Origin of the sequence: Mesorhizobium sp. M8A.F.Ca.ET.208.01.1.1 (assembly GCF_004791315.1) — a bacterium.
Taxonomy (GTDB): domain Bacteria; phylum Pseudomonadota; class Alphaproteobacteria; order Rhizobiales; family Rhizobiaceae; genus Mesorhizobium.
In genome coordinates this window covers 1-374 of sequence record NZ_SRUT01000106.1, presented here as the reverse complement: position 1 = coordinate 374, position 374 = coordinate 1, and the positions used below count along the sequence as shown (strand labels likewise).

Here is a 374-nt window from a genome sequence, read left to right as displayed (position 1 = left end):
CGGAGGCCGGCCTTTCCACCAGGGAACGGGAGGAACTGAGTTCCATCGAAGTGCTCGTGGCCTTGCTGGTGCTTGAGTCGGAGCGCGAGCGTTCGGCCGCCTTCAGGGCCGCGAAGCGGACTCGGGTGCCATTGTGGCTGTGCGTCAATGTCGACCGGGATGGCGTGCTGTCTCTTCCCGGCGAGCAGACGGATCCGATCATCGCGGACCGGGCCGTGCTCGCGCCGCTGGCGTCCGGAACGCAGACATTCTCCTCGGTTGCGGCGGAAGACGAATACCGCAGCCGCAATCCTCTCCCGCCGAAAGATGCCGGCTGGCCGGAGTTCTGGACCTATGTCGCCGAGATGTTCTCCAGCCTTTTCGGCGGCGATCCC

General features: G+C 65.8%; 1 protein-coding gene. It reads left to right on the top strand.

The window, feature by feature from the left end; all coding sequences use genetic code 11:
* The coding region (locus EN851_RS36615) for a hypothetical protein (protein WP_189587341.1) at window positions 1–374 on the top strand (374 nt) is incomplete at both ends.